This window comes from Actinobacillus seminis (assembly GCF_002263215.1).
In the GTDB taxonomy this organism is placed as follows: Bacteria; Pseudomonadota; Gammaproteobacteria; order Enterobacterales; family Pasteurellaceae; genus Actinobacillus_B; species Actinobacillus_B seminis.
On record NZ_NLFK01000006.1, the window covers coordinates 1 to 26,189 of the forward strand.

Here is a 26,189-nt window from a genome sequence, read left to right on the forward strand (position 1 = left end):
AGAATACATATATTGACATTTTAGAGACATGATTATGAGAAGTTTAAGATATTTTGCACAAAAATACGTTGAATGGGTTGTTCGTTTAGGAAAATTGAAATTTTCGTTGTTAGGGGTTAGCGTTCTTGCTATTTTTGCGCTGTGTACTCAAATCGTTATCAGTTTGAGTATTATTGGGCGAATTTATTGGGATGATATTGTACGATCTATCGTATTCGGTTTAATTTCCGCGCCTTTTGTGATCTATTTCTTTACACTGTTAGTTGAAAAATTAGAAAAATCACGCCTTAATTTAGCCAAATTAGTTGGAAATTTAAGAGAAGAGGTTTCTGAACGCGTAGTGGCGGAGCGAAAATTATCCATTGCACTAAGTGATCTGGAAAAAAATCATCGAGATAAGACCGCACTTATGGCGACGATTAGCCATGAATTAAGAACACCACTGAACGGAATTATCGGCTTAAGTCAAATATTACTTGATGGACAATTGAATGAGCAGCAGCGTAACTATTTGAAAACCATTAATGTCAGCGCGATTTCCCTTGGGCATATTTTCAGCGACATTATTGATTTACAAAAAATTGATGCGCAAAGCATTAAATTAAATGTAAAAGAAGTGGATGTATATAGTTTCTTAAATGATATCACTAATTTTGCGATGCTCTTAGCAGAACAAAAGCGATTGCATTTTGATTTTCATTTTGCAGCAAATTTACCACATTGGTTAATGTTGGATCGTGCAAGACTAAGCCAAGTGTTATGGAATTTGATTAATAACGCGGTGAAATTTACTTTCAAAGGGAGTATTCGTTTAGATGTGAAACGTGTTTCTGAAACGGAATATGCTTTCTTTATTTCGGATACGGGGATTGGTATTCCTGTGGAGGAGTTGGATAATATTTTTAAAATGTATTATCAAGTTAAATCCAGCGAACACAAATACGGCGGAAGTGGCATTGGGCTTGCGGTATCAAAAACTATAGCGCAATTAATGGGGGGGGATCTTAAAGCTTATAGTGAATATGGTAACGGTTCAACATTTACATTGATCATTCGCGCAGAGGAAGTGAATAAACCATACGATACTCAAGCGTCGGGATCGCAAACGATGACGATTTTGTTAGTTGAAGATATTGAAGTTAATATAATTGTAGCAAAATCTCTATTGGAAAAATTGGGGCATAATGTTGATGTGGCTATGACCGGTAAAGAAGCCATTCAAAAATTTGAACAAAATTATTACGACTTGATTTTATTGGATATTCAACTTCCTGATATGTCCGGCTTTGATATTGCCGCACATTTACGTCGTAATTATGAGGACGGCGTATATGACTTTTTACCGCCATTGGTAGCATTTACTGCCAATGTTATGCAGGATAAATCGGAATATTTACAAAAAGGTATGGATGATGTGTTACGCAAACCGATTTTATTAGATGAATTAGCACAATGTTTTTCTTCACATTTTGACGAAACTCTTGCTTTAGATGTTCCGCTACCAGACCCCGAAACTTCCGATGACGAAGTTGTCGATTATGTGATGATTAAAGAATTGGTTGATATTTTGGGTGGCGAATTTGTGTATAAGAATTTGAAGTTGTTTAAAGAAACAATGCCGAGTTACCTTGCAGAATTATCTCAAGCATATCAAATCTATCTCCAAGATCATCAAACACACCAAGAAGTCGCTTCCATTGCGCATAAAATTAAGGGCGCCGCGGCATCTGTCGGCTTGAAACGTTTGCAAAAAGTAGCATCCGAAGCACAAAATTCAGAATTGCCGAAATGGGAGGTCCATATTGATGAATGGATTAACCAACTTACGCAATCCTGGCTTCATGATGTAGAAGAATTAGCCGATTGGCTAAATAAAATTGGCAAGTAACAGGTTGTGTAAATTAAAAAGTCGGTTAATATTTATCAACCTCTGATATTTAGAGGCTGTGAGCGAATTTTATTTTGTTTCCACCGTAGCAGCTTAAACATTTTAGTTGGAATTTACTTTATTTCGTATCATTAACCTTAGGTAGATATCGGTTTATTAATTGCTTTCATTAGCGCCTTTGTTCTCACTATGATATTGGCTGCGAGAGCTAAATCGAAATAACCTTCTTTTTATAATGACCGCAAATTAAAGTACAATCATTTTTTGGTGTTTTGAAATTAATATTTCAAACTGAGACAGCCTCTTAAGCGTTCAGCATCTCTCTGTTACAAATTGTATTTTTGACAGCAAAACATTTCTCAAGTAGCCTTTTTCTCAAAAAATTTTTGCAAAAATTTGATCATCGCCACAAAAATGAAATTTATTTTTCATTTGTATTTCATTTGGAATAAAAATGTGATTATATACTGCAAAACCAAGTGAGTTACTTTGTTAGGAGATGAATATGAAAACCGTCAGACTTACTGTAGCACAAGCATTAGTAAAATTTCTTGATAATCAATATATCGAATTTGATGGTAAGGTCACTAAATTTGTAGAGGGCATTTTTAGTATTTTTGGACATGGAAATGTGCTGGGTTTAGGACAAGCGCTGGAGCAAGATTGTGGCGGTCTTATTGTTCGACAAGGGCGTAATGAGCAAGGAATGGCACACGTGGCGATAGGATTTGCCAAACAAAAATTGCGTAAGCAGATTTATGCTTGTACCTCTTCCGTCGGTCCGGGGGCGGCAAATATGATTACTGCCGCGGCGACTGCTACGGCTAACCGTATTCCACTTCTATTATTGCCGGGGGATGTTTTTGCAACTCGTCAACCCGATCCGGTCTTGCAACAAATTGAGCAAACCCATGATTTAAGTATTAGTACGAATGATGCTTTTCGTGCTGTCTGTAAATATTGGGATCGTGTAAGTCGCCCTGAACAATTGATGAGTGCTTGTATTAATGCCATGCGCGTATTGACAGATCCGGCGGAAACCGGTGCGGTAACCATTGCTTTGCCGCAAGATGTACAAGCAGAAGCTTATGATTTTCCTGAATCATTTTTACAAAAACGTATTCATCGCATTGAGCGTACATTACCAACGGAACCAATGTTACAAGATGCATTAGCATTAATCCAATGCAAGAAAAAACCGTTGATTATTTGTGGCGGCGGTGTGCGTTATTCTGAAGCGGCGGAACAATTAAAAGCTTTCGCTGAAACCTATCGTATTCCGTTTGCTGAAACCCAAGCGGGGAAAAGTGCGGTGATTTCCGAGCATGAATTAAATGTTGGCGGTGTAGGGGAAACCGGTTGCTTATCTGCAAACTTACTGGCTAAAGAAGCGGATTTAGTGATTGGTATTGGTACGCGATATACGGATTTTACTACTTCATCTAAATGGATTTTCCAAAACCCGGATGTTGCCTATTTGAACATTAATGTGGCACGTTTTGATGCGTATAAATTGGATGGGGTACAAGTGACCGCTGATGCGAAGGAAACATTGCAAAAATTGACCGCACTTTTAGCGACAACAGGCTATCAAGCACAATGGGGTAAGCAAATTGCAGAGGCGAAAAAACAATTTACACAGGAGTTAGAGCGCGTATATCACGCTACTTATACCGGCAAAGATTTTGTGCCTGAAGTTAATGACCGCTTAAATCGAGACGCAGTATTTGCTGAATTTATTGAGTTGACTAAATCTTGTTTAACGCAAAGTCGTGTATTAGGTATTTTAAATGAAACCTTAGGTGAAAATGATGTGATTGTTGGCGCAGCGGGCAGTCTTCCCGGTGATTTACAACGGACATGGCAATCAAAAGGCGTTAATACGTATCATCTTGAATATGGTTATTCTTGTATGGGATATGAGATTGCGGCATCGTTAGGTGCGAAATTAGCAGAGCCGCAACGTGATGTTTATACTTTGTTGGGTGATGGTTCTTACATGATGTTACATTCTGAATTGGTAACATCTGTTCAAGAGAAGAAAAAAATTAATGTGGTGTTATTTGATAATATGACTAACGGTTGTATTAATAATTTACAAATCGGTAATGGCATGGACAGTTTTGGTACGGAATTCCGTTTTAGAAACGAGCAAACCAACCAACTGGATGGGGCTTTTGTACCAGTAGATTTTGCTATGAATGCTGCCTCTTACGGTTGTAAAACCTACAAAGTGACCAATGAAGAAGAATTACGTTTTGCGTTGGAAGATGCGAAAAAACAAATTGTTTCTACATTGATTGATGTAAAAGTATTACCAAAAACCATGGTACATGGTTATGGCAGTTGGTGGCATGTGGGGGTGGCGGAAGTTTCTGAAAAAGAAACGATTCGTGAAGCCTATGAAAATTCAGTGAAACGAATTGACGAAGCAAGACGTTATTAATTTATGCGGTGGGCATGATGCCTGCTAAACACAGTTTAATCATTCTTATAGAAGGACAACAATATGAAAGCTGAAAACGTGAAATTGGGCATTGCGCCGATTGGTTGGACAAATGATGATTTGCCTGAATTAGGTTCGGAGAATACTTTTGAACAATGCGTGAGTGAAATGGCGTTGGCAGGCTACGTCGGCTGTGAAGTGGGTAATAAATATCCGCGTGATGTAGAGGTATTGAAACATAAACTGGATGTTCGCGGTATTCAAATTTGTAATGCTTGGTTTAGTACCTTCTTTGTTAACGGTAAAAAAGAAGAAACTATTGCCGAATTTATTAGACATCGTGACTTTTTATATGCCATGGGGGCAAAAGTGATTGGTTGCTCTGAACAAAGCAGAAGTATTCAAGGACAGAAAAAAGCGATCTTTAAAGAAAAAACCGTTTTCACTGAAGCCGAATGGCAATTATTGGCGGAAGGATATAACGAGTTAGCTAAATTAGCCGCAGAAAAAGGCATGAAAGTGTCTTTACATCACCATATGGGTACGGGTATTCAAACACCAGAAGAAATTGATAAATATATGGAAATTACGAATGATGATGTGTATTTGTTATTCGATTCCGGTCATATTTACTATTCTGAAGGTAGCCAAGAAGTAATGTTGCAAGTGTTGGAAAAATATGTGGATCGTATTGTACATGTCCACTTAAAAGATGTGCGTGATGAAGTTGTGGCGGAAGTGAAGGCCAACGATTTGAGCTTCTTGGAAGGTGTGAAAAAAGGTACTTTCACCGTACCGGGCGATGGTGTGATTGATTTTAAACCAATTTTTGAGATTTTGGATAAACACAATTACAAAGGTTGGATGGTCGTCGAAGCCGAACAAGATCCGGCGTTAGCGAATCCGTTCGAATATGCGGTAAAAGGTCGTAAATACATTCGTGAAGTTGCAGGAGTTTAACATGATTAAAGTAGGTATTATTGGTGCAGGTCGTATTGGTCGAGTACATTCTGAAAGTATTACTAAATATGTAAAAGGAGCGGAGATTAAAGCGATTTCGGATGTTCGTGTCACTGATGAATTGAAAACATGGGCGCAAGGAATGGGCATTCCTCATGTTTATGAAGATTATAATCAAATTTTACAAGATCCGGAAATTGATGCGGTATTAGTTTGTTCATCAACCAATACTCATGCGCCGATTTCTATTGCGGCGGCGAAAGCGGGTAAACATATTTTCTGTGAAAAACCGATTGATGCTGATGTAAGTCGTATTAAAGAAGTATTAGCTGAAGTGGAAAAAGCCGGCGTGAAGTTCCAAGTCGGTTTTAACCGTCGTTTTGACCACAACTTTAAAGCAATTAAAACTCGAGTAGCAAACGGTGACATTGGCGAGCCACATTTAATTCGCGTCACTTCGCGCGATCCGGATGCGCCGCCAATTGAATATGTTAAAGTTTCCGGTGGAATGTTCTTTGACATGACCATTCATGATTTTGATATGGTTCGTTATCTTTCTGGTAGTGAAGTAATCGAAGTTTATGCGGCAGGCGGCGTTTTGGTTAATCCTGAAATTGGTAAAGCCGGCGATATTGATACCGCCGTGATTACCTTAAAATTGGCTAATGGTGCAATTGCGGTGATTGATAACAGTCGTAAAGCGGTTTATGGATATGATCAACGTGCCGAAGTATTTGGTTCAAAAGGTGCAGTTCAGACCCGCAACGATACAGACTCCACAGCGGTGTATTCTTGTGAAGCTGGCGTGATTGCGGAAAAACCAAAATATTTCTTCTTAGAACGTTATATGCAATCTTTTGCAGACGAAATGGCGTGCTTTGTGGATTCGGTGGTCAATAACAAACCAACTTTAGTCAATGGTAACGATGGTTTACAACCTGTATTAATTGCTATTGCAGCGAAAAAATCGTTGGATGAAGGACGTCCGGTGAAATTAAGCGAAGTGGCTTAACTTTATCAGACAATCAGAGGCACGTGAATAACGTGCCTTTTTTGTATGTGGGATAATATAAATTGTAAAAGGAGGTGCTGATGCTGCAATATCTTCTTGAAGAAAATAAACATTCTATTTTGAGAATAATCGTTTACCGCAATTATTTCATTTATGTAATACAGAAACCATGCAACAGAATTTTCCTCGAGTCTTGCACAAGCATGATGATCGTCTTGAAATCGTATTTATTGTTAAAGGGCGAGGGATTCATTTAATCGGCGATGTTAAATATCATACCAAACCGGACGATATTCTTATTTTTAATCGCGATATTATTCATGATGAAATGTCAGAATTGAATTCTGACATGGTCGAGATTTACATATTAAAGGCATGGAAAAAATCGGTTGTTTTATATTGAAGCGCCCAGTGATTTCCAGTGGTGATAAACACATGATGATTGAACAATTGTTAGCGATTTCGCTAACCGCACTTATTCGGTTGGCGGCGAGAGTATTGCTTGTATGCCAATGTTCAGTTTTCCTGAAAAAATGGAGGTGGAAGCGCCGAGAACGAGAGAGATTATCGAGAAAGAGTTATTGTGCAAATAAAAATATGAGCGGGACAATTTAAGCAAAAGTGCGGAGCAAAGTGATCTGACTAAGAACAGGGAAACTATTTAAAGGACTGAGCTTGATATTGTATTGAACTCAGTCTTTTTAGTTTTAATTGAATTCATTCTTTATTGTAGTAACGCACATCTTCATTGATTACCTGTTTGAGGGGATCAATGTGGTTAAAGATGTTTCTGTAAAAATCTGCACCTTAATCGCTTGGAAAGTCAGCCCAACTTTCGGGGGCAGATAAATGAATGATCACTCTTTTCTACAATCTTATTGCGCAAACTCCAATATGAGAGGTTCGTTTTTCATTACACTGGACTCGGTGACCACTACTTTCTGTAATTTCCCCAAGGATGGAAGATCATACATGGTATTCAATAGCAAACTTTCTACAATGGAACGCAATCCGCGTGCACCGGTTTTACGTTCTAAGGCTTTCTTCGCCATCGCTACCAGAGCCTCCTGAGTAAATTCCAAACTCACATCCTCTAAATTAAATAACGCTTGATATTGTTTAGTTAGCGCATTTTTCGGTTCGGTTAAAATTTTGATTAGTGCTTCTTCATCCAACTCGCTTAACGGCGCGATCACCGGCAAACGCCCGATAAATTCTGGAATTAAACCAAATTTCATCAAGTCGTCCGGTTCCACTTGGTTAAATAATTCCGTCAATGTTGCCTTATCGGCCTCGCCTTTGACTTCTGCACCAAAACCGATTCCGCTGCCTACGTGTACGCGTTTTTCGATAATTTTATCCAATCCGGCAAATGCCCCGCCGCAAATAAATAAAATCTTAGATGTATCGATTTTTAACATTTCCTGCTGCGGATGTTTGCGTCCACCTTGTGGCGGAATGGAAGCAATGGTTCCCTCCACCAATTTTAACAAGGCTTGTTGCACACCTTCGCCGGACACATCACGGGTGATTGAGGGATTTTCAGATTTACGCGTAATTTTATCGATTTCGTCAATATAAATAATCCCTTGCTCCGCGCGTTCAATATCATAATCGCAACTTTGCAATAATTTTTGCAGCACGTTTTCTACATCTTCGCCCACATAACCCGCTTCAGTTAAAGTGGTTGCATCAGCCATAGCAAAAGGCACCTTCAACATCCGCGCCATGGTTTCCGCTAATAAGGTTTTCCCACTGCCCGTTGGACCAATCAGCAAAATATTACTTTTGCCCAACTCTACGTTATCAATTTTATGCGCCGCGCGTTGACGTTTATAATGGTTATATACCGCTACCGCCAATACTTTTTTCGCATGATCTTGACCGATAACATAATCATCTAAATGGGCGCGAATTTCGTGTGGCGTTGGTAATTTTGCCAACATACCGCTTTCTTCTTCCGCCGGTGTTTCCGCTTCATTGCTCAACATATCGTGACATAATTCGATACATTCGTTGCAAATATAGCCTGACGTACCGGCAATTAATTTCTCAACTTCTTTTTGTTCTTTACCGCAAAAAGAACAATGCAGATCTTTCTCCATAGTCATGCTTATTTCACCCTATCGTTGAACCAACACATCATCCACCAAACCGTATAGTTTAGCTTCTTGTGCCGACATAAAATTATCCCGATCCGTATCGCGCTCAATTTTCTTGATAGATTGACCGGTATGAAACGCCAAACGATCATTTAAAGCATGCTTAATTTTTAGGATTTCTTGTGCATGAATTTGAATATCCGAGGCTTGACCACGGAAACCGCCTAATGGTTGATGGATCATCACGCGCGCATTCGGCAATGCTGCCCGTTTACCGGCAGCACCTGCAGCTAACAAAAAAGCCCCCATGGAACAAGCTTGACCGATACATAAGGTGCGCACGTCCGGCTTAATAAATTGCATCGTATCATAAATCGCCATACCCGCAGTCACCGAACCACCGGGAGAGTTAATATAAATATTGATGTCTTTTTCCGGATTTTCCGATTCTAAAAAAAGTAACTGCGCTACAATTAAATTCGCCATATGATCTTCGACCTCACCACTTAAAAAAATCACACGTTCTTTTAATAAACGGGAATAAATATCATAAGAACGCTCGCCGCGTGAGGTTTGCTCAACAACCATAGGGATTAAACTCATTTTTATCTCCATTTCTTATTCAAAATTTTCACATCTGATTATTCTACCTGAAAAATCCGTTTTTGCCTAAATGAAATCTATGTGCTTGATGATGCTAAAAAGAAAAGTGCGGTCATTTTGATCGCACTTTTGTGCTATTTTATGATCTAAGTTGACGCTTGATTATTTTAACGCCACGCGCGCGTTGCGGAATAAACGCATCCAAGCTCCGTCTTCACTCCAATCTTCCGGATACCAAGAATTGCTCACTGCGCGGAAAACTCGTTCCGGATGTGGCATCATAATTGCAACACGTCCGTTTTGGTTGATTAACGCAGTAATTCCGTCGATCGAACCGTTCGGATTCGCCGGATAACATTCAGTTGGTTGCAATTGGTTATCAATATATTGTGCGGCAATTAGATTTTGCGCACGTAATAAATCCAATTGTTGTGCATCTTTAAACTCCACGCGACCTTCACCGTGCGACACCGCAATCGGCATATGCGAACCCGCCATCCCGTCAAACCATAAAGAATCGGTTTGGTTGATTTTCACCATTGCTGCTCGTGCCTCAAAGCGTTCGGATTTATTACGCACAAAACGTGGCCAGGCTTCCGCCCCCGGAATGATCGGCGCTAGATGCGACAACATTTGACAACCGTTACATACGCCTAACGCTAGCGTATCTTCTCGCTGGAAGAATTTCTCAAACTGCTCGCGAAGTGCGGTGTTAAATAGGATAGATTTTGCCCAACCACCGCCGGCACCCAATACATCACCATAAGAGAAACCGCCACAGGCAACCAAGGCGTTAAACTCTTGCAAATGGTGACGACAATGATGTAAATCGCTCATATGGACATCAATGGCGTCAAAGCCGGCGCGATCAAATGCCGCTGCCATTTCATAATGGCTGTTCACCCCTTGCTCACGCAAAATGGCAATGCGCGGTTTAGCGCCTTTGGCGATATAAGGTGCGGCAATATCCTGATTTATATCGTAAGTCAAATGCACAGAAAGTCCTTTGTCTTCCGGTGCTTTTTTGCTGGCAAATTCTTGATCCGCACATTCGGGATTATCGCGTAAACGTTGCATGTTGTGGGTTAATTCCGCCCAAATACCGCGTAATTCGGAACGTTTTTCTTGCAATAACACTTTGGTGCTGCGAGTAATTTCAAATAAATCCTCCTTCACAATTTCTCCCAACTCTTTGGTTAAATGAATGAGATTGTGTTGAGTTAAAATGTTGCGCACCTCGTTTAATACACTGTCATTGACTTGGATAACTGCGCCTAATTCTTCGTTGAACAAGACGCTTAAATCCTCATCACCCAACGCACTAATATCCACGGAAATACCACAATGACCGGCAAATGCCATTTCTGCTAATGTCACGATTAAACCACCGTCGGAACGATCGTGGTATGCTAACAATTTTTGTTGTTGTACAAGGACTTGCATTGCATTGAAAAAATTTTTCAAGGTCTCCGCATTGACAACATCCGCAGGTTTATCACCCAATTGTTTATACACTTGTGCCAGCGCGGTTGCGCCCAAACGGTTTTGTCCTTCACCTAAATCAATTAACAACAAACGGGAACGTCCTTTATCGGATCTTAATTGTGGCGTAACGGTTTTACGCACATCTTCCACTCGTGCAAAGGCACTGATCACCAAAGATAAAGGTGCGGTGACACTTTCTCTTTCACCAAATTCATTTAACCAAGCAGTTTTCATTGACATAGAGTCTTTGCCCACCGGAATGGTTAAACCTAACGCCGGACAAAGTTCTTCGCCTACTGCTTTCACCGCAGCATATAATCCGGCATCTTCGCCTTCATGCCCTGCCGCGGACATCCAGTTTGCCGATAATTTGATACGTTTAATATCGCCAATATTCGTTGCGGCAATATTGGTAATACTTTCCGCGACAGCCAAACGTGCTGATGCGGCAAAATCCAATAACGCCACCGGCGCGCGTTCGCCTATGGACATAGCTTCGCCATAATAGCTATCGAAGCTGGCTGTGGTGACGGCACAATCGGATACGGGAATTTGCCAAGGTCCGACCATTTGATCGCGTGCGACCATACCGGTTACTGAACGATCTCCAATGGTAATCAAGAAGGTTTTTTCCGCCACTACCGGCAAACGCAATACACGCCGCAAGGCTTCTTTTAAATTAATCTCATCTTGTTTTAACGGTAAATTATTCACGCTTTTTGACTGTACATCCCGTAGCATTTTCGGTGTTTTACCTAATAATACATTCATTGGCACGTCAATCGGTTTATTGTCATAATAAATATCGTATAGACTTAAATGTTCTTCTTCCGTTGCCACGCCGATAACCGCAAATGGTGCGCGCTCACGACGACAAATTCGTTTAAACGTTGCCAATCCTTCTTGTGATACCGCTAACACATAGCGTTCTTGCGATTCGTTACACCAAATTTCTAACGGTGACATACTGCGTTCATCACTTGGAATTTCACGCAATTTAAAACGACCGCCACGACCGCTATCATGCACTAATTCCGGCATAGCGTTGGATAAACCGCCAGCGCCCACATCATGGATAAATAAAATCGGGTTATCATCCCCTAATTGCCAACAGCGGTCGATAACCTCTTGGCAACGACGTTCCATTTCCGGATTGTCACGTTGAACAGAAGCAAAATCCAAATTTTCTTTTGATTTACCGGAAGTCATGGAAGATGCCGCACCACCGCCCAAACCGATATTCATTGCCGGTCCGCCCAATACAATCAAATGTGCCCCAACCGGAATTTCGCCTTTTTGCACGTGTTCAGCGCGAATATTACCAAGACCGCCTGCTAACATGATCGGTTTATGATAACCGCGCACTTCTTCGCCGGCAAAGCTATTGACTTTTTCCTCATAAGTACGGAAATAACCCAGCAATGCCGGACGTCCAAATTCGTTATTAAATGCCGCACTTCCCAACGGCCCCTCGGTCATGATCTCTAAAGCGGAAGCAATACGACGCGGTTTGGATAATGGATTTTCCCAAGGTTGTTGAAAATCCGGAATACAAAGATTTGATACAGAAAAACCGACTAACGCTGCTTTGGGCTTAGCGCCACGTCCTGTCGCACCCTCATCACGAATTTCACCACCGGAACCGGTCGCCGCTCCCGGGAACGGAGAGATTGCTGTTGGGTGATTGTGGGTTTCCACTTTCATCAAAATATGTGTGTCTTCATTGTGATAACGATATTGTCCGTCGCTATCAGGGAAAAAACGCCCGACTTTAGATCCCTCCATCACCGCCGCGTTATCTTTATAAGCAGAAAGCACATATTCCGGCGTTTTTTCAAAGGTATTTTTGATCATTTTAAACAAGGATTTATCTTGTTTTTGTCCATCAATAATCCAATCGGCATTAAAAATTTTATGGCGACAGTGTTCTGAATTTGCCTGTGCAAACATATACAGTTCCACATCCGTCGGATTGCGCCCAAGTGCGGTGAAATTTTCCATTAAATAATCAATTTCATCATCAGCTAATGCTAAGCCCAAATTCACATTGGCTAATTCAAGCTCGATTTTTCCGCCTTGTAAAATATCCACTGTGTTAAACTGCTTCGGCGCTGGTTGTTCAAACAATTGATAGGCCTCTGCCGGATCTGTAATGACAATTTCCATCATTTTGTCATAAAGCGCCGCCTTAACTATATCTTCTTCATCATCAAATATTGGCTGTTCATATTCAACATAATAAGCAATACCACGTTCAATACGATCAACTTTATCCAGCCCGCAATTATGAATAATATCTGTCGCTTTTGACGACCAAGAAGAAATCGTTCCGATACGAGGAATGACAATATACCGTTCCCCATCAATACTGTGCCCGTCAAAATTTGGACCATAATACAATAAATCAATTAACTGATCGGATTCCGCCTCGAACAATGGAGCGGAAAGAAATGCAAAATGCAAATACTCGGCATGAATAGCTTTAATTGAACAACCTTGATTATTTAGGCGGTTCATTAATTGATTTAAACGAAATTTAGAAAAAGCGGGAGCTCCGCGTACAACCTGCAACATACATTTCACCTGAGCCGGATTAAAAAATGAGGTTTATTATAAAGGAAATTAACAAAAAACGAAAACGTTTGCGCAGGATTATTTGCGGATACAAATACATCCTGTCGTATTCTGATAACTCATGGTATTCTAAGCATCACGTGCTGTAAGTTTCTAAAAACCGGATAAAAAGCACTGCCCTTTCCATTTTACTGTTTGTAGCTTGCCTGCTTAATGTCATTTCGAGGAAAATTTTAGCCATACTCAAGAAAAATGACGTTTTCTATTTACTTTTTCGCAATTTCTTCAATATGCCTTTCATTTGATCATCCAGCGGGGCGTTTAGACCTAGGGTTTCTTTGCTTTTGGGATGCTCAAAGCGAATAGAGAAAGCGTGTAAAAACAGGCGATTTAAGCCAAGTGCCGACATCTGTTGATCGAAATCCTGATCGCCATATTTGTCATCTAAAGCAATCGGATGACCGGCGTATTGCGCATGGACACGAATTTGGTGGGTTCTGCCGGTCACCGGGCTGGCTTTAATTAATGTTGCATTGGCATAGCGTTCTTCTACGGAAAAATGCGTTTCCGATGGTTTTCCTTGTTCATTGACTCGGACAATCCGTTCGCCGCCTGTCAATTCATTTTTCAAAAGTGGCGCTTTGACCACTTTACAATGAGACTGCCACTGCCCTCTGACCAAAGCAAGATAATCTTTTTGTACAGTTTTTTCGCGCAACTGTTCATGTAAATTGCGCAAGGCGGAGCGTTTTTTAGCTACTAACAAAATACCCGAGGTATCGCGATCAAGGCGATGTACCAATTCTAAGAAACGCACTTCCGGACGTAATGCACGCAAGGCTTCGATCACGCCAAAATCCAAGCCGCTGCCACCATGCACCGCAATACCGGAAGGTTTATTTAACACTAACAGACAATCGTCTTCAAAAATAATCTGTTGTTCAAGTTGCGCGACTTTATTTAATTTTTTTGAAATGACAGGTTGCGCTTTATCCGATATGCGCACCGGCGGAATACGGACAATATCACCTTGCTGCAATTTGTATTCCGGCTTGATGCGACCTTTATTTACCCGCACTTCACCTTTGCGCACAATGCGATAAATTAAACTTTTTGGCACGCCTTTTAGTTTACTTAATAAGTAGTTATCAATGCGCTGACCGCTGTCATCTTCACTGATCGTAAGCATTTTTATCGAGTTTATCGAGGGATTGATAATTTTTTCTGAATTGTCGGTTGTCATAAATTGTTTTTCCGCCTAAAAATGAGAGGTGATCATATCATATTCCTGATTTGGTTTGAACGAATGATTAAGCAATGCAAACGATTAATTGGCGAATTACCTTGCTAAATAAATCGGTTCAGTGGATAATAGACTGCATTTTTAAGTTTGAATTTCAACTTAAAAATCAACAAGATTTTCGTTGAACATAAGACAATGCAGCGAATGGCATAAGACATTGATACTCAACGATTTCCATTGACAAACCGACGATGTTCGCTTGCAAAATGATGTTGCGAAAGTACATTTTGTTTTTATTAAGATCGGCATTGGAGGATGTTAATAACGCAATCAATGCACCCAGCAGTTGACAGTCGAGAGATTGACATTCTGCGACAGACACGAGGTCGATTGTGAAGCCGAAGAGCGGTCGGTTTTGTCATTATTTTATAAAAACGATAAGTAAGAGAAAAATTAATGAAAAGAATGTTAATTAATGCGACGCAAAAAGAAGAATTGCGTGTTGCGTTGGTCGACGGCCAGCGTTTGTTTGACTTAGATATTGAATCTCCAGGACATGAGCAGAAAAAAGCCAACATTTATAAAGGTCGTATTACTCGCGTTGAACCGAGTTTGGAAGCGGCATTTGTGGATTATGGAGCGGAAAGACATGGTTTCTTACCGTTAAAAGAGATTGCTCGTGAATATTTTCCGGCAGATTATGTGTATCAAGGTCGTCCAAATATTCGTGACATTTTGACCGAAGGTCAAGAAGTCATTGTACAAGTCAACAAAGAAGAACGCGGTAATAAAGGTGCGGCGTTAACCACCTTTGTCTCCTTGGCGGGAAGCTATTTGGTGATTATGCCGAATAATCCGCGTGCCGGCGGGATTTCCCGTCGTATTGAAGGTGATGAACGTTTAGAACTAAAAGAGGCATTAAGTTCTTTAGATGTTCCTGATGGCGTCGGTTTAATCGTGCGTACTGCCGGTGTCGGCAAATCGCCCGAAGAGTTGCAATGGGACTTAAAAGTATTATTGCATCATTGGGAAGCAATTAAACAAGCCTCCGAAAGTCGTCCGGCGCCATTTTTGATTCACCAAGAAAGTGATGTGATCGTGCGTGCTATTCGAGATTATTTGCGGCGTGATATCGGTGAAATTCTGATTGATAGCCCGAAAGTGTATGAAAAAGCCAAAGCGCATATTAAATTGGTGCGTCCGGATTTTATTAATCGGGTGAAATTGTATCAAGGCGAAGTACCGCTGTTTAGCCATTATCAAATCGAATCGCAAATTGAATCGGCGTTCCAACGGGAAGTTCGTTTACCCTCCGGCGGTTCAATTGTGATTGATGTGACCGAGGCTTTAACCGCCATTGATATTAACTCCGCGCGTTCAACCCGTGGTGGTGATATTGAAGAAACTGCACTTAATACCAACCTTGAAGCGGCAGATGAAATTGCCCGTCAATTACGGTTGCGTGACTTAGGTGGATTGATTGTCATTGACTTTATCGATATGACCCCGGTGCGCCATCAACGTGAAGTAGAAAACCGTATTCGTGATGCAGTGCGTCAAGATCGCGCCCGTATTCAAATTAGCCGTATTTCCCGTTTCGGGTTGTTGGAAATGTCTCGCCAACGCTTAAGCCCATCGTTAGGAGAATCCTCTCACCACGTTTGTCCGCGCTGTCAAGGAACGGGGAAAATTCGTGATAACGAGTCCTTATCCTTATCTATTTTGCGTTTATTGGAAGAAGAAGCGATTAAAGAAAATACCAAGCAAGTGCATACCATTGTGCCGGTACAAATCGCCTCCTATTTGTTAAACGAAAAACGTCGCACAATCAGCGATATTGAAAAACGCCACAACGTCGATATTGTCGTCGCGCCAAATGAAGCAATGGAAACACCGCACTTTAGCGTGTCCCGCGTGCGTGATGGCGAAGAAGTGAACGAGTTAAGTTATAATCTTGCTAAATTGCATGAAGCGGAAGATGAAGGTGCATCAGAAGAAACCTTAGTTTTGCGCAATACCGAAGTCGCTGCGTTGAGTACGGAAAGTGTATTAGAAAATGCCGCAGTATCAATGGCAATTGAAACACCGGCACCAATGCCGACAGAACGTAAAGTGCCGGAAAAACCGTCTTTATTCTTGCGTATTTTGGCGAAAATTAAATCATTCTTTGCTGAAGAAGAAAAAGCACAAGAAGAAAAAGCCAAATCTTCTCGTCCAAATCGCAATCAGCGTCAACGTCGCAGCCAAGAACGACGTCCGTCTCGCCGGTCGCGTAATGAAAATGTCGACAACGCCAAGGCTGATAGCAATGAGCGTAATTATGATCGTAATGAGCGCGCTGCTGTGAATATGGAAAAAACAGAGCTTCGTACTGCTCGTCATGAGCGTAATAATAAACGCAATAAAAAAGCAAATATTGTCGAAGAGCAAATGATTGACGAAACTTCCGCGTTGAATGTGATTGAGGAAGTGGTGGAAGTGCCGGCGACACAGCGTCGTCAACGTCGCGATTTGCGTAAAAAAGTGCGTGTCGGGGATGAAAATCAAGGTAATGAAAATCTGTCAGCACAGGAAATCGCGCCCTCAACAGTCACTGCTGAAGCAGCGGTTGCGCAAACCATAGTCACAATGCAGAGTGTGGCGATAGAAAACATTGTGCCGGCAAATAATCTCAACCAATTTGAATTTGCCGCGGTAGAAAATCAATCCGACGAAGGCGAGGAAAAACGTCGCGATAATAATCGCCAACGCCGACTTCCGCGTCATTTACGCGTGAACAATCAACGTAATAAACGTCGTAATCAGGCGGAGCTGAAATCGCCAATGCCATTATTTGCCGCGGTCGCTTCGCCGGAACTTGCCGGCGGTAAAGTATGGATTGATACTTCGGCGCTAGCAAATGAGACGAAAAATGCCAATTTCTTATCCGTGGATGAATTATTGGAGCAACAAGGTCAATTGACAAAATCGTCTGTGGTTTTGCCTGCAACCGATCTGATTGTGAGAGATGAGAAAAGTGAATCTAAACCTTTCTCTAACTTTATTACCCAACCGGCAAATGATTCGGTGGAGAAAAAGGTGCGCGAATCGTTGGAACGCTTAAATGCGGATGAAAATGTGATCGCAGTGGCGAAAGAAATCCTGTCGGTACCGCTTGTTGAAAGTACGACAGCAATTACCGTCGATACAGCGGCGACCGAAGCACCGGAAGTCCCAGTGGCGAATATGGAAATGTCGGTGGAGAAACCGGTTGCTGAAACCGTTGTTACCACGAAAAATATGCTAAAAATTGACCGCACTTATACGTTTAACGGGCGTTTAGGTACCATTTCGGCAGTCGAGCATATTAAAGCGGAAATGACACAGGCGAAAGCCTCAGAGCAAATTAATCTGCCATTTGAAATTGTAGAATGGACAGAGTCGCGTTATTACTTCCATGGTAAAGGCGCGGCAGGGCATCACAGTGCAATTAGCCATGTGTATTCTGCGCCGACTAAAACAGAGTAGTTAATAAGCAAATTTTAATGTAACAAGGAACCTTACGTTTTTAAGGTTCCTGTTTTATGTCAATTCGCCATAAAAATTTTCCAATTCGACGAACTTTATTTTTATTTGCTTTGTCTAATTGCCGACATTCCCTTTTTGGTATTAGGAATTATGAAACTATTTAAGTCCTTTTCCTTCATGCGCAGTTCAACGCTCATTGCATTAGTAGCGTTTTATTTTACGGTAATTTTAAATTACCCGTTTTACAACAAAGTATTAAGTCTACATCCGTTCACCGGTGCGCCTGAGGATTATTTCTTATTGACTATGCCTCTTTTTGTTTTCTTTGTATTAAATGCGGCATTTCAATTATTAGCATTGCCAATTTTGCACAAAGTGATTATTCCGTTGTTAATCGTAATAAGCGCTGCTATCGGTTATAACGCCTTATTTTTTGACGTGTATTTTACTACCGATATGTTGGAAAATGTTTTACAAACTACACCGGCAGAAAGTATGCGAATGATGACTTGGCAATTTATCACTTGGATGATTGTATTAGGTGTATTGCCGGCGATGTTATATTTATTTGTCAAAATCAATTACCGCGTTATCTGGAAAGAATTATTGACCCGTATTTCGTTGATTGTCCTATCCGGAGTAGTCGTATTTGGTATTTCTCGGTTTTATTATCAAGATTATGCCGCTTTTGTGCGTAACAATAAAAGCACGGTTGCGCTATTAGTACCTTCGAATTTCATTGCTGCTGGTGTCAATAAAATAAAACTCATTCGTAAAGCCAATATACCTTATCAACAAATCGGTTTAGATATAAAACAAGCCAAACAGGATAATTATCGTAATTTGATGATTATCGTAGTAGGTGAAGCGACTCGTGCTCAAAATTGGGGATTAAACGGATATTCTCGTCAGACAACGCCTAAGTTGGCAGCGCGAGGAGATGAGGTAATCAATTTTAAACAGGTAGAGAGTTGTGGAACTTCTACAGCAGTTTCTGTACCTTGTATGTTTTCTGTTTTTACGCAAAAACAATACGATAGCGTAAAAGCAGAAAAAACGGATAATCTTTTGGATATATTGCAACGGGCAAATTCTGAAGTGCTTTGGGTAGACAATAATAGCGATTGCAAAGGCGTTTGTTTACGTGTACCGAATCGTACTGTCAAGGTAGAAAATTTCCCTCAACTTTGTATTGATGGAGAATGTTTAGATGAAACTCTGCTCAAGGATTTTGAGAAAGAAATTGATAGTACAAATAAAGACATGGTACTGGTATTACATACTATCGGTAATCATGGTCCGACCTATTATGAACGATATTCACCGGAATTTAAGCAATTTATTCCGACTTGTGATACCAATGAAATTCAGAAATGCAGCAATGAGCAGCTTATCAATGCTTATGATAACGGCGTGTTATATATTGACAATTTTCTTGATACGTTAATCGCTAAAGTAGAACATAGAAAGGATCTTAAAACAGCTATTTTTTATATATCCGATCACGGAGAGTCTTTAGGCGAAAATGGGGTATATTTACATGGTACACCAAGGGCTATTGCACCAACACAGCAAACTCACATACCAATGATCTTTTGGTTTTCAGATACATGGAAGAAAAATAAACCTTTTGATTTAGCTTGTGTGAAACAAAAAGCTGAAACCGAGCGATTTTCCCAAGATAATCTTTTTCATACGGTATTGAGTATGATGGATATTGATTTAACGTTATCGGTTTATGACAAAGATTTAGATATATTGTCAAGCTGTCGGACGAAGTAGTTATGTGCGAAGAGGTGCGGTTAATTTACCGCACTTTTGTTATGTAAAAGCATTATTTATGATTTAAATAATCCAGTATTACTTGATGATGATCCGCGGTTTTAAATTTTGTAAAGATCTGCTCAATTTTGCCTTGTTCATCAATTAAAAAACTGATGCGATGAATACCATCAAATACTCTGCCCATAAATTTTTTCTCGCCCCAAACGCCAAATTGTTCGGCAACTTGATGATCTTCATCAGATAATAAGGTGAAATTTAATGTTTTTTTCTCCATAAATTGTGCCAATTTTTTCGGTGAGTCAGGACTAATCCCTAAAATAACCACATCCAATTTATCCAATTCCGCTTTGCTATCGCGCAAACCGCAAGCCTGCGTGGTACAACCCGGCGTTAAGGCTTTCGGATAAAAATAAACCAAGACTTTTTTTCCGGCAAAATCTTGCAATGAAACCGGCTGATTTTCTTGATTAAGAAGCGTAAAGTGCGGTGCAAAATCACCGACATTTAATGTATGCATACTATTTTCCTTTCAATAATTAATTCAATAGAATGAATAAATTGATATTTTTGCAGAAAACTGCAAAAAAAGACTTGCAAATCCCCCCTATTTTAGCGATCTTAAACAGAGTTTATCAAGCAAACCCAACGTAGGTTTTGAATATTTTTTCAAATCCTGTTTATAATTAAAATAACTTCTGGAGGTCTTATGTCGGCAACAAATCCTTTATTCTACGGTAGTATTACAGCGATCGTTACTCCAATGACATCTCACGGAGAGGTCGATTTTGACGGATTGAAAAAATTGGTCGAATATCATATTGCAGCGGGAACACATGCCATTGTTTCGGTGGGAACCACCGGCGAATCCGCTACATTAAGCATTGAAGAAAACGTGAAAACTATTTTGAAGACTGTAGAATTTGCCGAAGGACGTATTCCCGTTATTGCCGGTGCCGGAGCAAATGCGACCAGCGAAGCGATTACTATGACTAAATTATTAAATGATAGCGGCGTTGCCGGTTGTTTGTCTGTCGTTCCTTACTACAATAAACCGACCCAAGAGGGGATGTATCAACATTTTAAAGCTATAGCAGAATGCACTGATTTACCACAAATTTTGTACAATGTGCCAAGTCGTACCGGTAGCGATATGCTACCGGAAACCGTAGGGCGTTTAGCTGAAATTAAAAATATTGTGGGGATTAAAGAAGCTACTGGTGATGTTAGTCGCGTAGCAAAAATTAAACAACTTGCCGGCGAAGATTTTATTTTCTTAAGCGGGGATGATGCTACTGGGCTGGAAAGCATGAAACTCGGCGGACAAGGCGTGATTTCCGTCACCAATAACGTTGCTGCCGCGGATATGGCGAAAATGTGCGAATTAGCACTTGCCGGAAAATTTGACGAAGCGGAAGTCATTAATACGCGTTTGATGGCATTGCACAAAGATCTATTCGTGGAATCCAATCCAATTCCAGTGAAATGGGCGTGCTATAAATTAGGCTTGATTGATGAACCGGTGTTGCGTCTGCCGTTAACTACTCTCAGCGAAACGGCACAACCGAAAGTGATCGCAGCATTGAAAACCGCCGGTTTACTGTAAAATGTTGTGATAATTAAGGGTCTGTAAGTTGCTTGCAGACCCTAAACTTTTTGCTAATTTTATTGTCCAAAGAAAAGTGCGGTCATTTTTGGTCAGTTTTTTAATGTAAGGATTCATTTATGAAGAAGTGGTTATTTACTGCAGCAATTTTAACAACGCTCACTGCCTGCTCAACCAGCAATGAAAGTAAGCGGGTTGCCAATGATACGTTTGAACGTAAAGGGGCGGAAGTGCCAACCTTTAGTAGCTTATCCACCGGCGGTTTAACCGTTTACGGGCAAGATAATACCTATAAGTTGCCACAAATTAATAGTCAAAGATCCCAAAATGTGGATATTCGCCCACCGGAAAATCCATTGCCGATCATTGGAAACTCCGTGGCGCAATTTGATGGTGAGCGTGCGCTAATTGCTTATCCTCTTATTAAAGAATCAGTTTATAACTTAAAACAAATTGAGCGTTTACTGCGTGAACAAAATATTAAATTCACCTCTACCGAGGGAAAAATAGTGACCGATTGGACGCCGACAGGACGGGAAGATGATATTGGTGATACACAAGTACGTTATCAAATTGAGCAAGTTTCCACTCAAACTGCCGCGGCATTGTTTATTACTATTTTGCAAATGAAACGGAATGACATCATTTTTACTCCGAATTTAGCAGATAAACAACGTTACGCATCTGAACGCTTAAATCAATTGGTAGGAGAATTAAATGCTACCTATATTAAACAACGACGTGAGTTAAATAGTACCCCTGTTGGGACAATTCAATCAGCACTGGTCACCGATATGAACGGACGTACTGCATTGGCATTAAACAGCAATTTCGCTCAATCTTGGGTGCGGTTAGGTGAGGTTTTACCGCGAGTAGGATTTGAAATTGAAAACGACAAACCGGGACGTGGCTATCGAGAATTAAAATATCGCCCACTGGATGATGACGAATGGTTACGCTTAAGTACCGCTAAACCGGATTTAGAAAAAGGCGATTACTCTATGCAACTTACCGCATTAGGTAAGCAAAGTGCGGTGGTTATTGCTGATGAAGATGGCAAGGCTCTTTCCGGCAATAATGCACAAGCAATTTACCAAGCGTTACAAAACCTCTTGGGGAAATAATAGAAAAAACACGGCACTATTCCCTTTTCGCTTCCGTAAATAGGCTGGAGGAAACAGAAATAAAGCATGTTAGGGCGCCAAAAGGCGTCCTATTCTTTTCCGGCACCTCGTAAGACTCATTTCTAAAACCTGAAAAAAATCACCGCTCTTTTACTTTATTCTTCTGTACTGTCTACGAAACAAAAAATAATAAAAATGCTCAATAAAAAACGCTTCAACCGAAGCTGAAGCGTTTTAAAAATAAGATAACCGGTTTAATTAACCCATACCGTATTTTTAAGTTTTTACGTAATGTTCCACGGTTAATCCCAAGCATGGTTGCTGCTCGGGTTTGGTTACCGCGAGTATATTGCATCACCATATCTAACATTGGATGTTCAACTTCCGCTAATACTAATTCATAAAGATCGTCGACATCCTGACCGTCTAGTTGTGACAAATAGTTTCTCAATGCTTGTTTAACTGAATCACGTAGCGGTTTATTTGTAACTTGAGATTGTGAATTTAACACTGAAACAGTTAATGCTTCAGCTGGATTACGTTGTTGTTCTAACATTTTTCTTTATCATCCATTTGAATTAAATTAAAAAAATCTTCCAATGCCATTAATTGTGATGTTGCATCACTAATCGCATTAAAAGTCTGTCTAAAAACGGAATTGGGTTGAATTCCCTGTAGATACCAAGCCACGTGTTTGCGTGCTATACGATACCCTTTTTCTTCACCATAAAACTGATGAATATCTCGAATATGCTGTAAAATCACACCGCACTTTTCGCTTAAACTTGGTTCTTGACGATCCGAACCGGTTTCCACTACGCGTTCCATTGATTGAAATAACCAAGGATTGCCTAAGGCGCCGCGCCCGATCATCACTGCATCTGCGTTGGTATAATCAAGGACAAATTTTGCTTGTGCAGCAGAAGTAATATCTCCGTTCGCAATCACAGGCATACTCACTTGTTGTTTTACCGCTTTTATATTGTCGTATTCCGCTTTCCCTTCAAATAGGCAGGCTCGCGTACGTCCATGAACAGTCAAAGCCTGAACACCTGCTTGTTCTGCAATTTTTGCGATTTCAACACAATTTTGATGTGCCCGATCCCAACCCGTTCTAATTTTAAGTGTTACGGGAACGTCCACAGCATTTACCACAGCATGAAGAATTTGTTGCACTAAATTCGGATATTGTAAAAGTGCCGAACCTGCCATTTTACGATTTACCTTTTTAGCAGGGCAGCCCATATTGATATCAATAATTTCAGCCCCATACTCAACATTCACTCGTGCCGCATTTGCCATTTCTTGCGGATCGGAACCTGCTATTTGCACAGCATTAATCCCCAACTCTTGGTGGTGAGCCAAACGCAGTTTTGATTTCTCCGTATGCCAAACTCGCGGATTGGTTGACATCATTTCAGAAAAAGTTAACCCTGCCCCATAGCGGGAACAGAGCTTCCGAAATGGCTGATCGGTAATGCCTGCCATTGGCGCCAATAGAATGCGATTTTTCAATCTATAACAACCAATTTGCACCTTTTACCTCTCTACAACCCATCTTTCAATTGACACGGAACCAATCAAGGCGTGCTATGATACGCACTTTTATGGCATTTGAAAAGAGTATTTTTTATACAAAATGCAATTTTTTAGATTTAATACGAGAATTATTCCAATCAAACAATAAAAATTATCATCGAACAATCGCTTAAGCCTAAGGATCCATGAATTTTGATTCTAAATTAAAGGTAATTCCTATTTTACCTATTCTTACCTGTTTCGCCCAGGTCGTTTACAGTGATGTTACCATCCTGAGTAAGTTGAGTTGAACCGCCAAGGGCATTTTTAGTTGAAGTAGCTAGATTATGACTATACTTGCTCAATTCTTTTAACTGTGCCACATTAACTGCATCGGTGTCTTCTGAGCCCTCTACTATACCGGTAATTTGGCGGGTTTCAGTGGAATTACCAACCGAAAATGCGGCTAATTTGGACTTTCACGTTTTATCGTTACTGGTTATGAGTTGGTTGGTATTGGGATCATAGCCTTTAATGCCTTTGTCTCGTGCAGAAATCGAACGGGATCCAATCGCCACACCGGTCTCTTTAGTGACTTTCACTGAGTTGCCGATAGCTACGATGTTGTTGACGTCAGGCGGAAGTTGTTTTATATTCTGTCCAATCACTGTACTATCCTATCCTGATTGCGAACCAATTCAATTTCTGTTCCGCCAACAAAACTATTTTTCGAATCCCTCAAAATTTTGATCCGATTACCTACAACAGTGATCTGCTTTGATTCGGTTCTTAAATTATATCCGATCACAGTCGAGTAGTTCGCACCGCTTTGCACGACAGTATCCTCACCAATTGCAATTGCCCCCTCCTTAGTTGCTGTTGAACGAGAACCTAATGCAGTTGAATCCTTTCCGGTTGCGATTGCATGCCAACCAATAGCAATTGTACCTGGTTTTAGCGCTTTTGCACGCTTCCCAAGCGAATTTCCACCAATTGCAATACTGTGGGAGTCGCCTGGAGCAAGACTATTACTGATAGAAAGCCCTTGATCTGAAGCGTATTGAATTTGTCCTGAAGGAGCGACCGCATAAGCATTAAGCGGTAATAGTGATAATAGAGAAAATGTAGCAGAATACGAGAGCAAATTTACTCTGCTCTTCCCCCCCCCTCCTATACACACGCTTATCTACTTTTGATTTTGATTGAGATTTACTTAATTCCGATACAGAACTAACCTGCCGATGGATTTATTGAATATGACCTTGAATATTTTATTCATAGTTTTTCCCAGCTAAAATAATAACACTTAAATTGCAAATGCTGTTAATTGCCGGTATGCATCTTTTAAAAGATGAAACAAGCACAATTCCTGCCGGAGTTTATGTTAATTATCAAGATTGATGAGGTAAAATTATGGGAGGCATTTACCTACTCATCGCTATCATTTTTAATGGGGAGCCTATTTGCGTCCCGTAATTCGACACCATTCTTCCCGACTTGTCACCGGATCCAACGCAAAATGTTCAGCATACGCCTGACAAACGGACGCCGATTGGGTTTCTAAAATACCGGATAAGCCTAAATCTCCTTGCGGGTTCACTAATTGGCTGATAGTTGGACATAACTCTCTTAACGATCCTGCCAAAATATTAGCCACCACTACATCCGCTTTTAAATCAGCGGGTTTTTCATCGGATAAAAATAATTGTAATCGATCCGCCACGCCATTTTGCTCGGCATTATTGCGGCTGGCTAAAATAGCTTGCGGATCAATATCAATTCCGACCGCACTTTTAGCGCCCAATTTTAAGGCGGCAATTGCCAAAATACCTGATCCGCAACCAAAGTCAATCACGGTTTTACCTTGTAAATCTAAGCTGTCGAGCCACTCTAAACATAACGCGGTTGTCGGGTGCGTTCCCGTGCCAAACGCCAAACCGGGATCCAACATCACATTAACCGCATGTTCATCAGACACCTCGCACCAACTTGGGCAAATCCATAAACGCCGACCGAATTGCATTGGATGGAAATTATCCATCCATTCCCTTTCCCAATCTTTATCTTCGATTTGCTCAACTTTATATGCCATGTCTTTATGCAGCTGTTTGGCGTGCTGCAATTGTTGCACAATCTTCGCCATATCCGTTTCCGCATCAAACAGCGCCACCACATCCGTATTTCCCCACAAACGTGTTTCGCCCGGTAAAGGTTCAAAGATCGGCGTATCTTGGCTATCCATAAACGTCACCGATACAGCGCCTAAACTTTCTAAATAATCGCTTAAACTTTCCGCTTTTTTATTTGTACTGTTAATTCGAATTTGTATCCAAGCCATA

General features: G+C 40.7%; 20 protein-coding genes and 1 pseudogene. 9 read left to right on the top strand and 12 right to left on the bottom strand.

The features are described from left to right. Positions 1 to 34: 34 nt before the first annotated feature. From CFY87_RS06765 to CFY87_RS06785, 5 genes are all read left to right on the top strand, one after another. Positions 35 to 1,888 carry an ATP-binding protein gene (locus CFY87_RS06765; protein ID WP_094946599.1) on the top strand — a complete coding sequence of 618 codons (1,854 nt, stop codon included), beginning with the start codon at positions 35 to 37 and terminating at the stop codon, positions 1,886 to 1,888. A 505-nt stretch (positions 1,889 to 2,393) separates the two neighbouring features. Next, complete coding sequence (gene iolD / locus CFY87_RS06770) at positions 2,394 to 4,334, top strand: 3D-(3,5/4)-trihydroxycyclohexane-1,2-dione acylhydrolase (decyclizing) (RefSeq protein ID WP_094946474.1); 1,941 nt, start codon at positions 2,394 to 2,396, stop codon at positions 4,332 to 4,334. Between the two features lie 63 nt (positions 4,335 to 4,397). Beyond that, positions 4,398 to 5,294, top strand: a complete 897-nt coding sequence (iolE, locus tag CFY87_RS06775; protein ID WP_094946475.1) for a myo-inosose-2 dehydratase — start codon at positions 4,398 to 4,400, stop codon at positions 5,292 to 5,294. Between the two features lies 1 nt (position 5,295). Beyond that, on the top strand, positions 5,296 to 6,306 hold the full coding sequence (gene iolG / locus CFY87_RS06780; protein ID WP_094946476.1) for an inositol 2-dehydrogenase: 1,011 nt from the start codon (positions 5,296 to 5,298) through the stop codon (positions 6,304 to 6,306). Positions 6,307 to 6,475: 169 nt separating this feature from the next. Beyond that, positions 6,476 to 6,709, top strand: a complete 234-nt coding sequence (locus CFY87_RS06785; protein WP_094946477.1) for an AraC family ligand binding domain-containing protein — start codon at positions 6,476 to 6,478, stop codon at positions 6,707 to 6,709. Positions 6,710 to 7,181: 472 nt separating this feature from the next. Here the strand turns inward: CFY87_RS06785 and clpX are convergent, their stop codons facing one another. The 4 genes from clpX to rluC form a co-directional block, all read right to left on the bottom strand. Next, on the bottom strand, positions 7,182 to 8,417 hold the full coding sequence (gene clpX / locus CFY87_RS06790; protein WP_094946478.1) for an ATP-dependent protease ATP-binding subunit ClpX: 1,236 nt from the start codon (positions 8,415 to 8,417) through the stop codon (positions 7,182 to 7,184). Between the two features lie 12 nt (positions 8,418 to 8,429). Beyond that, positions 8,430 to 9,011, bottom strand: a complete 582-nt coding sequence (clpP, locus tag CFY87_RS06795) for an ATP-dependent Clp endopeptidase proteolytic subunit ClpP (protein ID WP_094946479.1) — start codon at positions 9,009 to 9,011, stop codon at positions 8,430 to 8,432. A 162-nt stretch (positions 9,012 to 9,173) separates the two neighbouring features. Next, positions 9,174 to 13,070, bottom strand: coding sequence for a phosphoribosylformylglycinamidine synthase (gene purL, locus CFY87_RS06800; RefSeq protein WP_094946480.1), 3,897 nt, complete (start codon positions 13,068 to 13,070; stop codon positions 9,174 to 9,176). A 262-nt stretch (positions 13,071 to 13,332) separates the two neighbouring features. After that, a complete protein-coding gene (rluC, locus tag CFY87_RS06805; RefSeq protein WP_094946481.1) occupies positions 13,333 to 14,313 on the bottom strand; it encodes a 23S rRNA pseudouridine(955/2504/2580) synthase RluC in 981 nt (326 codons plus the stop codon). 456 nt (positions 14,314 to 14,769) lie between these two features. Here rluC and rne point away from each other — a divergent pair, with 456 nt between their 5' ends. Beyond that, a complete protein-coding gene (gene rne / locus CFY87_RS06810; protein ID WP_094946482.1) occupies positions 14,770 to 17,820 on the top strand; it encodes a ribonuclease E in 3,051 nt (1,016 codons plus the stop codon). A gap of 150 nt (positions 17,821 to 17,970) precedes the next feature. After that, the gene (locus CFY87_RS06815) at positions 17,971 to 19,602 is read left to right on the top strand and encodes a phosphoethanolamine transferase (protein WP_094946483.1); all 1,632 of its coding nucleotides are present in this window, start codon (positions 17,971 to 17,973) and stop codon (positions 19,600 to 19,602) included. Between the two features lie 52 nt (positions 19,603 to 19,654). On the opposite strand, the gene bcp is transcribed toward CFY87_RS06815, so the two are convergent. Next, positions 19,655 to 20,122, bottom strand: a complete 468-nt coding sequence (bcp, locus tag CFY87_RS06820) for a thioredoxin-dependent thiol peroxidase (protein ID WP_094946484.1) — start codon at positions 20,120 to 20,122, stop codon at positions 19,655 to 19,657. A gap of 189 nt (positions 20,123 to 20,311) precedes the next feature. On the opposite strand from bcp, the gene dapA reads away from it, so the two are divergent. Then, positions 20,312 to 21,208, top strand: a complete 897-nt coding sequence (gene dapA / locus CFY87_RS06825) for a 4-hydroxy-tetrahydrodipicolinate synthase (RefSeq protein WP_094946485.1) — start codon at positions 20,312 to 20,314, stop codon at positions 21,206 to 21,208. A 119-nt stretch (positions 21,209 to 21,327) separates the two neighbouring features. Beyond that, entirely contained in the window at positions 21,328 to 22,332 is a 1,005-nt protein-coding gene (gene bamC, locus CFY87_RS06830; RefSeq protein ID WP_094946486.1) for an outer membrane protein assembly factor BamC, read from the top strand. Between the two features lie 258 nt (positions 22,333 to 22,590). Here the strand turns inward: bamC and fis are convergent. The 7 genes and pseudogenes from fis to prmA all read right to left on the bottom strand — a co-directional run bounded on the left by fis (position 22,591) and on the right by prmA (position 26,188). Continuing rightward, positions 22,591 to 22,888: pseudogene (gene fis, locus CFY87_RS06835) on the bottom strand (DNA-binding transcriptional regulator Fis). Next, on the bottom strand, positions 22,882 to 23,868 hold the full coding sequence (gene dusB, locus CFY87_RS06840) for a tRNA dihydrouridine synthase DusB (RefSeq protein WP_115609990.1): 987 nt from the start codon (positions 23,866 to 23,868) through the stop codon (positions 22,882 to 22,884). The pseudogene fis and the gene dusB overlap by 7 nt, the downstream one beginning before the upstream one ends. Before the next feature lie 224 nt (positions 23,869 to 24,092). Then, positions 24,093 to 24,278 carry a hypothetical protein gene (locus tag CFY87_RS12710; RefSeq protein ID WP_094946488.1) on the bottom strand — a complete coding sequence of 62 codons (186 nt, stop codon included), beginning with the start codon at positions 24,276 to 24,278 and terminating at the stop codon, positions 24,093 to 24,095. A 51-nt stretch (positions 24,279 to 24,329) separates the two neighbouring features. Continuing rightward, positions 24,330 to 24,518 carry a hypothetical protein gene (locus tag CFY87_RS06850; RefSeq protein WP_094946489.1) on the bottom strand — a complete coding sequence of 63 codons (189 nt, stop codon included), beginning with the start codon at positions 24,516 to 24,518 and terminating at the stop codon, positions 24,330 to 24,332. After that, positions 24,515 to 24,994 (bottom strand): hypothetical protein, encoded by a 480-nt coding sequence (locus CFY87_RS06855; RefSeq protein ID WP_115609991.1) that lies wholly within the window; start codon positions 24,992 to 24,994, stop codon positions 24,515 to 24,517. Before CFY87_RS06855 ends, CFY87_RS06850 begins: the two co-directional genes overlap by 4 nt. 69 nt (positions 24,995 to 25,063) lie before the next feature. Beyond that, complete coding sequence (locus tag CFY87_RS12715; RefSeq protein ID WP_094946600.1) at positions 25,064 to 25,129, bottom strand: ESPR-type extended signal peptide-containing protein; 66 nt, start codon at positions 25,127 to 25,129, stop codon at positions 25,064 to 25,066. Positions 25,130 to 25,309: 180 nt separating this feature from the next. Then, entirely contained in the window at positions 25,310 to 26,188 is an 879-nt protein-coding gene (gene prmA, locus CFY87_RS06865; protein ID WP_094946491.1) for a 50S ribosomal protein L11 methyltransferase, read from the bottom strand. Position 26,189 lies beyond the last annotated feature (1 nt).

Excerpts from the sequence above, each read along its gene's own strand:
- CFY87_RS06765 (WP_094946599.1), top strand. The coding sequence starts at position 35 with ATGAGAAGTTTAAGATATTTTGCACAAAAATACGTTGAATGGGTTGTT.
- iolD (WP_094946474.1), top strand. The coding sequence starts at position 2,394 with ATGAAAACCGTCAGACTTACTGTAGCACAAGCATTAGTAAAATTTCTT.
- iolE (WP_094946475.1), top strand. The coding sequence starts at position 4,398 with ATGAAAGCTGAAAACGTGAAATTGGGCATTGCGCCGATTGGTTGGACA.
- iolG (WP_094946476.1), top strand. The coding sequence starts at position 5,296 with ATGATTAAAGTAGGTATTATTGGTGCAGGTCGTATTGGTCGAGTACAT.
- CFY87_RS06785 (WP_094946477.1), top strand. The coding sequence starts at position 6,476 with ATGCAACAGAATTTTCCTCGAGTCTTGCACAAGCATGATGATCGTCTT.
- clpX (WP_094946478.1), bottom strand. The coding sequence starts at position 8,417 with ATGACTATGGAGAAAGATCTGCATTGTTCTTTTTGCGGTAAAGAACAA.
- clpP (WP_094946479.1), bottom strand. The coding sequence starts at position 9,011 with ATGAGTTTAATCCCTATGGTTGTTGAGCAAACCTCACGCGGCGAGCGT.
- purL (WP_094946480.1), bottom strand. The coding sequence starts at position 13,070 with ATGTTGCAGGTTGTACGCGGAGCTCCCGCTTTTTCTAAATTTCGTTTA.
- rluC (WP_094946481.1), bottom strand. The coding sequence starts at position 14,313 with ATGACAACCGACAATTCAGAAAAAATTATCAATCCCTCGATAAACTCG.
- rne (WP_094946482.1), top strand. The coding sequence starts at position 14,770 with ATGAAAAGAATGTTAATTAATGCGACGCAAAAAGAAGAATTGCGTGTT.
- CFY87_RS06815 (WP_094946483.1), top strand. The coding sequence starts at position 17,971 with ATGAAACTATTTAAGTCCTTTTCCTTCATGCGCAGTTCAACGCTCATT.
- bcp (WP_094946484.1), bottom strand. The coding sequence starts at position 20,122 with ATGCATACATTAAATGTCGGTGATTTTGCACCGCACTTTACGCTTCTT.
- dapA (WP_094946485.1), top strand. The coding sequence starts at position 20,312 with ATGTCGGCAACAAATCCTTTATTCTACGGTAGTATTACAGCGATCGTT.
- bamC (WP_094946486.1), top strand. The coding sequence starts at position 21,328 with ATGAAGAAGTGGTTATTTACTGCAGCAATTTTAACAACGCTCACTGCC.
- prmA (WP_094946491.1), bottom strand. The coding sequence starts at position 26,188 with ATGGCTTGGATACAAATTCGAATTAACAGTACAAATAAAAAAGCGGAA.